This window comes from Terriglobales bacterium (assembly GCA_035457425.1).
GTDB lineage: Bacteria > Acidobacteriota > Terriglobia > Terriglobales > Acidobacteriaceae > JACPNR01.
On the sequence record DATIBR010000066.1, the window covers coordinates 1 to 7,750 of the forward strand.

The 7,750-nt window shown below is 65.2% G+C and carries 7 protein-coding genes; 2 read left to right on the forward strand and 5 right to left on the reverse strand.

What is annotated here, in order from left to right:
- Window positions 1–1,053, reverse strand: a 1,053-nt coding sequence (locus VLA96_04710) for a carboxypeptidase regulatory-like domain-containing protein (GenBank protein ID HSE48488.1), incomplete at its 3' end; no start/stop codon positions are given.
- Between the two features lie 302 nt (window positions 1,054–1,355).
- Here VLA96_04710 and VLA96_04715 point away from each other — a divergent pair.
- Window positions 1,356–1,955, forward strand: coding sequence for a molybdenum cofactor guanylyltransferase (locus VLA96_04715; GenBank protein ID HSE48489.1), 600 nt, complete (start codon window positions 1,356–1,358; stop codon window positions 1,953–1,955).
- Entirely contained in the window at window positions 1,952–2,785 is an 834-nt protein-coding gene (locus VLA96_04720; protein ID HSE48490.1) for an ATP-binding cassette domain-containing protein, read from the forward strand. Before VLA96_04715 ends, VLA96_04720 begins: the two co-directional genes overlap by 4 nt.
- 9 nt (window positions 2,786–2,794) lie before the next feature.
- On the opposite strand, the gene VLA96_04725 is transcribed toward VLA96_04720, so the two are convergent.
- From VLA96_04725 to VLA96_04740, 4 genes are all read right to left on the reverse strand, one after another.
- On the reverse strand, window positions 2,795–3,439 hold the full coding sequence (locus VLA96_04725; protein HSE48491.1) for a riboflavin synthase: 645 nt from the start codon (window positions 3,437–3,439) through the stop codon (window positions 2,795–2,797).
- A gap of 22 nt (window positions 3,440–3,461) precedes the next feature.
- Window positions 3,462–4,634, reverse strand: a complete 1,173-nt coding sequence (ribD, locus tag VLA96_04730; GenBank protein HSE48492.1) for a bifunctional diaminohydroxyphosphoribosylaminopyrimidine deaminase/5-amino-6-(5-phosphoribosylamino)uracil reductase RibD — start codon at window positions 4,632–4,634, stop codon at window positions 3,462–3,464.
- Window positions 4,634–5,575, reverse strand: a complete 942-nt coding sequence (gene ftsY / locus VLA96_04735) for a signal recognition particle-docking protein FtsY (protein ID HSE48493.1) — start codon at window positions 5,573–5,575, stop codon at window positions 4,634–4,636. Before ftsY ends, ribD begins: the two co-directional genes overlap by 1 nt.
- Before the next feature lie 124 nt (window positions 5,576–5,699).
- The gene (locus tag VLA96_04740; protein HSE48494.1) at window positions 5,700–7,502 is read right to left on the reverse strand and encodes an HD domain-containing phosphohydrolase; all 1,803 of its coding nucleotides are present in this window, start codon (window positions 7,500–7,502) and stop codon (window positions 5,700–5,702) included.
- Between the last annotated feature and the right edge of the window lie 248 nt (window positions 7,503–7,750).

Consider the following 7,750-nt stretch of genomic DNA (forward strand, 5'->3'; position numbering starts at 1 on the left):
GCCCAAAGCCGGGTGCGTGGCACAGAGCGGATCGCCGCCGCAGTAGGTGGCAGCCAGAGTTGCCAGGCCAGTCGGAGTCGGAGTCAGGCTGCTACCCGAGCTCGAGGTGAAGCCCGCGCGCTGCCGTTCGTTCATGCCCGACACGAAGAACCACGCCTTGTTCTTCACGATCGGTCCGCCGAAGGTGAAGCCGTAGCGGTTGTCGACCAGGCGCGGCACCACGCCGTCCCCGCCGAGCAGCGAGCTCTTTTCCTCGTTGCGCAGCGAAGCGGTGAAGTTGCCGGTGTAGAACCAGAAAGCGGTCCCGTGCCAGTTGTTGGTGCCCGACTTCGTCACGTAGTTGATGACCGAACCCATGTTGCGGCCATACTCCGCGCTGAAGTTGTTGGAGATGACCTGGAACTCCTGGATCAGGTCCTGGTTGCCAAGGAAGTAGGACGGGCCGGCAACGGAGTTGTCGTTGTTGGCCTGGCCGTCGATGTTGAAGTTGTTGGAACGGCCGCGCTGGCCGTTCATCGAGATGCCGGCGCCGTTGGTGTTGGAGAAGCCGGCGTCACCGGTCGTCGCCGCGCCCGGTACCAGCAGCGCGAGCGAGTCGAAGCCAGTGCCGACCGGAAGGTCGGTGGTCTGGCGCGCTTCGAACGTCTTGCCGATCTGCGCGGTGGTGGTCTCGATGAGCGGAGCCGAGGCTTCCACCGTCACCGTCTCCGTGCTGCCGATCTTCAGCTCGATCTTGCCCTGGTCGCTGATCACACCGGACGCGACTTTCACGCCGGTGATCTGCTTCTTGCTGAAGCCCTGCGCTTCGACGGTCACACTGTAGTTGCCCGTCGGCACGGAGCGGATGGTGAAGTAGCCCTGGTCGTTCGTGGTCCCAGTGTAGGAAACGCCCGTGTCCGTGTTGGTCGCCATGACTTTGGCGTCCTTCACGACGGCGCCCTGCTGGTCCACCGCTGTGCCTGCGATCGTGCCTGTCACGATGCCCTGGCCGAACATGCCGACCGAGAGCGCCAACAGCGCGATCAACAGGAAAGCGGTTGTCCTAAACGGCAATTGCGTCATTGGACTATCACTCCTGTGTGTGTTTTGGTTTAACTTGCTGAAACAACTCGAACCCTGGAGGGGTTAATACCGGCGTAATAAAATGCAACTGCAGGGCCACATCTGTGGATAACCTTAACTATCTAAAACGTTTAAATTCATACGGATAGATTAGGTAGAGCCGCACAGCCTATGGTTTTTGGAACATACCTCCCTAAACCCGTATGGATTGCGGTAGTCCAGCAAACCCGAAAGCAGGTTTTTGCATCGCGCCAACCGGCTGGATCGGGCCCCCCGCGATACAATCGCGCAAAATGCACGACGTCACTGCCTTCATCCTGGCCGGCGGTCAAAGCTCCCGCATGGGCACGGAAAAAGCGTTTCTCGAACTGGAAGGCCAGCTCCTGATCGACCGCATGATCGGCATCGCGAAGACGGTCGCGGAGCAGATGCGCATCGTCGGGCCGAAGCAGAAGTTCGCCGCCTTCGGCCAGATCGCGCTCGACATCTACAAGGACCGGGGGCCGCTGGGCGGCATCCACGCCGCGCTCAACATCTCGCGCACCGAGTTCAACCTGGTCCTCGCCGTGGACATGCCGTTCGTCGAGCCGCACTTTCTGGAATATCTGCTGAAGCAGGCGGTGCACCACGAGGCGCTGGTCACCGTCCCGAAGACGCGTGACGGCTTCCAGCCGCTCTGCGCCTGCTACCGCAAGGAGTTCGAGGAGGTCGCCGAGAAGGCGCTCGCCGCGGGGCAGAACAGGATAGACTCGCTGTTCGCTCCCGCCATCACGCGGGTCATCGACGCCGATGAGTTGGCGAAGCTGGGATTGCCCGATACGATGTTCCGGAATCTCAACACCAGGGAAGAGTTCGAGCAGGCAAAGGGCTCGGCGGCCCGGGGCAAGGCATGAGCGCGCACAACCACCACGGCGGCAACGGCGAATCGCAGAAGCCCTACATCGAGTTCATTGACGTGTGCAAGGCCTTCGGCGCGCACGTCGTGCTCGACCACGTGAACTTCTTCGTGTTGCCGGGCGAGACGCTCTGCATCCTCGGCCGCTCCGGCGTCGGCAAGTCGGTCTCGCTGCACAACCTGATGGGCTTCCTCAAGCCCGACTCCGGCCGCATCATCGTGGCCGACGAGGACATCACCGAATACGGCGAAGCCGAGATGGAGCGCATCCGCAAGAAGGTCACCATGGTCTTCCAGAACGGCGCGCTGTTCGATTCGTTGAGCGTGGGCGAGAACGTGGCGTTCCCGCTGCGCGAGCGCCGCGACCTCGACGAGGAGCAGATCTACCAGGTCGTCGACGGCCTGCTCGAGATGGTCGGCGTCCGCCAGTACCGCGACCAGTTGCCCTCGGAGCTATCGACCGGGATGAAGCGCTCGGTCGCCATCGCGCGCGCGCTGGCGGCGCAGCCGGAGTGCATCCTCTACGACGAGCCCACCACCCAGGTGGACCCGCTCATGGCCCAGCTCCTGGGCGACCTCATCAAGAAGCTCAAGTACCAGCTCAAGCTCACCTCGATCGTCGTCACGCACGACATGCGCTTGGCCAAGAAGCTCGCCGACCGCGTCGTCTTCCTGCACGAAGGGAAGGCGCACTTCTTCGGAACGATGCGAGAGATGGAACGCAGCAAGGATCCCGTGGTACAGGAATTCTTGCGCCTCGATGAGCTGGTTCTCCCCGGGAAGGAACCGCCGCAACACGGGGAATCTGGAGAGCCCTCCTACCCCTAGGGCACGCCCTCAGAAGCCTTCTTCGCGCAGCCGCTCGAGCGTGAGCGGCTCGCCGTCCGGCTTCTGCGCCAGCAGACGCTCGGCGTACTTCGCCAGCACGTCCACCTCGATGTTCACCGGGTCTCCGGGGCGGAGCGAGCGCAGGTTGGTCGCTGCGTAGGTGTGCGGGATGATGGCGATCCCGACCTCGTTCTTCTCCAGCTTTGCCACCGTCAGGCTGATGCCCTCGACCGCGATCGAGCCTTTGAACACCACGTAGCGCGCCAGCTCCGGCGGGATGGTGATGCGCAGCATCCAGTCCTCGCCGCCGGGAATGCGCTCGAGCGCGGTCAGCGTCCCGATGCCGTCCACATGTCCCTGCACGATGTGGCCGCCCATGCGCTGCCCGGCCTTCATCGGCAACTCCAGATTCACCAGCGCGTTGGGCCGCAGGCGGGTCAGGGAAGTGCGCGCCACCGTCTCGGCGGCGAGATCGAACGCCACCGCGTCCTTGCTCAGCGCGACCGCCGTCAGGCAGACGCCGCTCACCGCGATCGAATCGCCCTTCTTGATCTCGCGGATGAGCGCGCGCGACCCGACCGTCAGCCGCCGCGTCCCGTTCCCGGCGCCCAGCGCTCGAACCCTGCCGACTTCTTCAATGAGACCAGTGAACATGACGTTTCTTATCGCCTGTTGCTTACCGCTGATTGCTTTCCTCGTACGGATCGCGCAGGTAGCCTTCGACCGCAAAGTCCTCGCCGAAGCGATGCAACTCGAAGCTCTTCACCTGGGCTGCCTCGCCCATGTGGCGGAAGCCCGCACCGGCGGCGAAGGGTACCGCGCCGCCTCCCGCCAGGATCTTGGGCGCGTAATAGAGGAATATCTTGTCGACCACGTCGGCCGCCAGCGCCGCCCAATTCACCAGGGCTCCGCCCTCGATCAGCAGGGAAGTGAAGTCCAGCTCTCCCAGGCGCGCGACGATCTGCCTCATGTCCGGGCGACCGGCGGAGCCGAGTTTCACTTGCTCCACGCGCACGCCGCGCTCCTCGAGCGCCCGTTTCTTCTTCTCCTCCGCGAAAGAGCAGAAGACGATGACGTCGCTCTTCGCCGTCTTGACCACGCGCGACTCCAAAGGCAACCGCAGCCGCGAGTCGAGGATCACGCGCTGCAGGGGCCGCCGCCGCGGCCGCAGCGTCCGGTCGGTGAGCAGCGGATCGTCGGCGACGATCGTCCCCACGCCCACCATGATCGAATCACTCGCGTGCCGCAGTTCCTGGACGTGCGCGCGCGCCGCTTCGCTCGTGATGTAGGTGATGCTGGCTCCGCCCGAGCCGAGCGCCGTCGGGTTGTGCGATTCGCCCGGCGGGGGCGCGATCTTGCCGTCCAGCGTGAGCGCTGCCTTCAGCGTCACCAGCGGCAGGCTGGTCCGGATCCACTTCGCGAAGCTCTCGTTCAGCTTGCGCGCCTCCGCTTCCAGCACGCCGGTCGCGACCTCGATCCCGGCGGCACGCAGCTTCTCGAAGCCTTGGCCGGCTACCTTGGGATTCGGGTCGCTCATCGCCGCGACCACGCGCTTCACGCCCGCGGCCAGGACCGCGTCGGTGCAAGGCCCGGTGCGGCCCTGGTGGCAGCACGGTTCCAGGTTCAGGTAGAGCGTGCCGCCCTTCGCCTTCGCGCCCGCTTGCTCGAGCGCGAGGATCTCGCCGTGCTTGAGCCCTTCGTAGGTGTGAAAGCCGCGTCCGACGACCGCGCCGCCCGCGTCTGTGACGACCGCGCCGACACACGGGTTCGGCGAGGCCAGCGCCACGCCCTGGCGCGCCAGCGCCAGCGCTTCGCGCATCAACGACTCGTCTTGCGCTTGGTTGGACATCACGCGAACAGCGATTCCACAAAATCCCTGGCGTTGAACGGCAACAGGTCGCCCTGCTTCTCGCCCACGCCGACGTAGCGCACCGGCAGCCCCAGCTCGCGCGAGATCGCCACGACCACGCCGCCCTTCGCCGTGCCGTCGAGCTTGGTCAGCACGATGCCGGTCACGCCCGCCGACTGCGTGAACAGCCGCGCCTGCTGCAGGCCGTTCTGCCCGGTGGTCGCGTCCATGACCAGCAGCACCTCGTGCGGCGCGCCGGGGACGATGCGCTGCGCCGTCCGGCCCATCTTCTCGAGCTCCGCCATCAGGTTGGACTTGGTGTGCAGCCGGCCCGCGGTGTCGACGATCACGTAGTCGTTCTTGCGCGCGGTGGCGGCGTGCAGCGCGTCGAACAGCACCGCCGACGGGTCCCCGCCGGGCTTCGTCTTGATGACCTCCGTGCCCGTCCGGTCGCCCCAGACCTCGAGCTGCTCGATCGCCGCCGCGCGGAACGTGTCCGCCGCGGCCAGCAGCACCGTCTTGCCCTGCGCGCGCAGCGTGTGTGCCAGCTTGCCGATGGTCGTCGTCTTGCCGGTGCCGTTCACGCCGACCACCAGGATGACTTCCGGCCCCTCCACCGCCTTCGCCGGCTTCTCCGCCGCCGTCAGGATGGCGAGCAGCTCTTCCTTCAGCAGCCGCTTCAGCTCCGCGACGTCGGCGATCTGCTTGCGGTCGGCCTTCTCGCGCAGCTTCTCCAGGATCTCGCGCGTCGTCGTCGTGCCCAGGTCGGCCGCGATGAGCGTCGCTTCCAGCTCGTCCAGCGTGTTGCGGTCGATCTCCTTGCCGAACGAGGCGATGTCCTCGATGCGCTCGCTCAGCGACTCGCGCGTGCGCGTCACCGCTTCCTTCATGCGGTCGAGGAAGCTCGGTGGTTCGGGAGCGCCAAAGAGGGTCTGGATCATGGGGTCGAAACTTCGATTATACGGGGAGGGAAGAAGTACCGAGTACCGGGTACCGAGTACCGAGTCGCGCCCAAAAATGATGGGCTGCGACCAGCGCAGCCCACTCGGTACTCGCAACCCGGTACTAGCTCTTCATCGTCTCCACGGTCGCAGCCGGGGTCGCGCTGGCCGCCGCCGCTGCCGCGCTCGCCTGTTCTTCCGAGACCGTCGCCGCACGATGCAGTCGCAGCTTGCCGCTCTCGAACACGGCCGTCAGCGCCGCCACCACCCGTGGGTCGAACTTGGTGTTGGCGAGCGAGTTGATGATGCGCACCACGTACTCGGGATCCATCGCCGCCTGGTACGGGCGGTTGGTGGTCATGGCGTCGAAAGTGTCGGCCACGGTGATCACGCGCGGCATCAGCGGGATGTCGTCGCCCTTGAGCCCGTGCGGATAGCCGCGCCCGTCCAGCGACTCGTGGTGCAGTTCGATGCCCGGGATCATCTCCTTCAGCATCTCGACCGGCCGCAGGATGGTCGCGCCCTTGGTCGTGTGCGTCTTCATGATCTCGAACTCGTCGGGCGTGAGCGCGCCGGGCTTCTTCAGGATGCGGTCCTCGATGCCGATCTTGCCCACGTCGTGCAGCTGCGCCGAGATGCGGATCTTCTCGATCTCTTCCTTGATCATCCCCAATTCGGTCGCCAGGATCACGGAGTAGCGCGTCACGCGGTCGGAGTGGCCCTTGGTGTACGGGTCCTTTTCGTCGACCGCGCCGGCCAGCATCTGGATCGAGCTCAAGAACAGCGCACGGTTCTCCTCCGCGGCCTTCTTCAGGTCGAAGACCATGCGCTCCAGGTCGCCGGTCATGACGTTGAACGTGTCGGCCAGCTCGCCGATCTCGGTGCGCGACTTCAGGTGCACGCGCTGGGAGAAATCGCCCTTGGCGATGGCGCGCGTCGACTGCGTCAGGATGTCGATGGGGTGCGTGATCTTGCGCGCCGCGATGACGCTCAGCACGATGATCGCCAGCACCAGCGCCACCGCCAGCAGGTTCGCGATGCGCTGCATCTCGAACACGCCCTGGTAGGCCTGGCGCTGCGGCTTCTGCGCAAGCACCGCCCACTCCAGCGCCGGCACCGGCACGTAGGTGCCGAGCATGTCCATCTCGTCCTTGCCGTCGCGCAGCTTGAATTCCTTGGTCGCCCGCACCTGCGTCTTGCCGCCGAGATCCACGAAGTTCTTCACGATCTCGATGTTCGTCATGTCCTGCCCGACCGCGAACTGCTTGGTCGCGCCTGCGACCAGGCGGCCCTTGTGGTCCACCACGTAGGCGAACAGCCCGCCGGTCGAGGCGTCCTGCAGCCGCTTGGTCAGGAAGTTCAGGTCCACGACGGTGCCGATCATCCCGATGAAGCGGCCGTCGGCCATCAGCGGGACGGCGACCAGCGTCGCGGTGCGCGCGTCTTTGCCGGCGCCGACCTCCAGCGCCTGCCCGCTGTACGGCCGGCCCTCGCGCGCGGCCGAGAACGCGCGCTCCAGCTCGCGCGTCATGAAGTCGTCGAGCGCGATGCGCCCCGCCGAGATGCCCTTGGTCTCGTCATTCAGGATGGTGGCGTACGCAATGTCGGGCGACGAGGAGACGAACTTCTCCAGCAGCGCGCGCAGCTCCGGCGAGTTCACGTGCTCGCCCGTCAGGTTCGAACCGCTCGCCACCTGGATCGCCGACGCCAGGTTCGAGAGCATCGTCTCCAGGTTCTTCTGCCGCTGCGTGATGTCTTCCGCCAGCGACCCGGTGATGGTGTTCTGCAGCACCTGCTCCTGCGTCTTGAGCTGCTCGCGGTTGATGCCCACCACCTGCGTCGCGTAGAAGTACAGCGGCACCACGCTCACCAGGATGAGCACGCCTAAGATCAGGTAGAGGATCGGAAGACGAAATGGACTCGCCATCTGCTTGGAGTATGTCCTTGGGGGAAACGCCTAGTGTTGGCGGATTGTAACCCGAAAAGGGGGATTTCAGATTGCAGATTTCAGATTGCAGAATAAGGACTTACGGGCCGTTCCGGCCGATTCCGCGATCTGCGATCGACAATCTGCAAGCGCGCGCACTCCTACTCGTCTTTCCCCGGGCGAGTCATGAGTTCGCGGATCGCATCTCGCGGCGCCTTCCCCTGGTGCAGGATGGCGTGCATCTGCTC

Bases quoted from the DNA above. Each gene is read 5' to 3' on its own strand.
- VLA96_04715 (HSE48489.1), top strand. From the start codon at position 1,356: ATGCACGACGTCACTGCCTTCATCCTGGCCGGCGGTCAAAGCTCCCGC.
- VLA96_04720 (HSE48490.1), top strand. From the start codon at position 1,952: ATGAGCGCGCACAACCACCACGGCGGCAACGGCGAATCGCAGAAGCCC.
- VLA96_04725 (HSE48491.1), bottom strand. From the start codon at position 3,439: ATGTTCACTGGTCTCATTGAAGAAGTCGGCAGGGTTCGAGCGCTGGGC.
- ribD (HSE48492.1), bottom strand. From the start codon at position 4,634: ATGTCCAACCAAGCGCAAGACGAGTCGTTGATGCGCGAAGCGCTGGCG.
- ftsY (HSE48493.1), bottom strand. From the start codon at position 5,575: ATGATCCAGACCCTCTTTGGCGCTCCCGAACCACCGAGCTTCCTCGAC.
- VLA96_04740 (HSE48494.1), bottom strand. From the start codon at position 7,502: ATGGCGAGTCCATTTCGTCTTCCGATCCTCTACCTGATCTTAGGCGTG.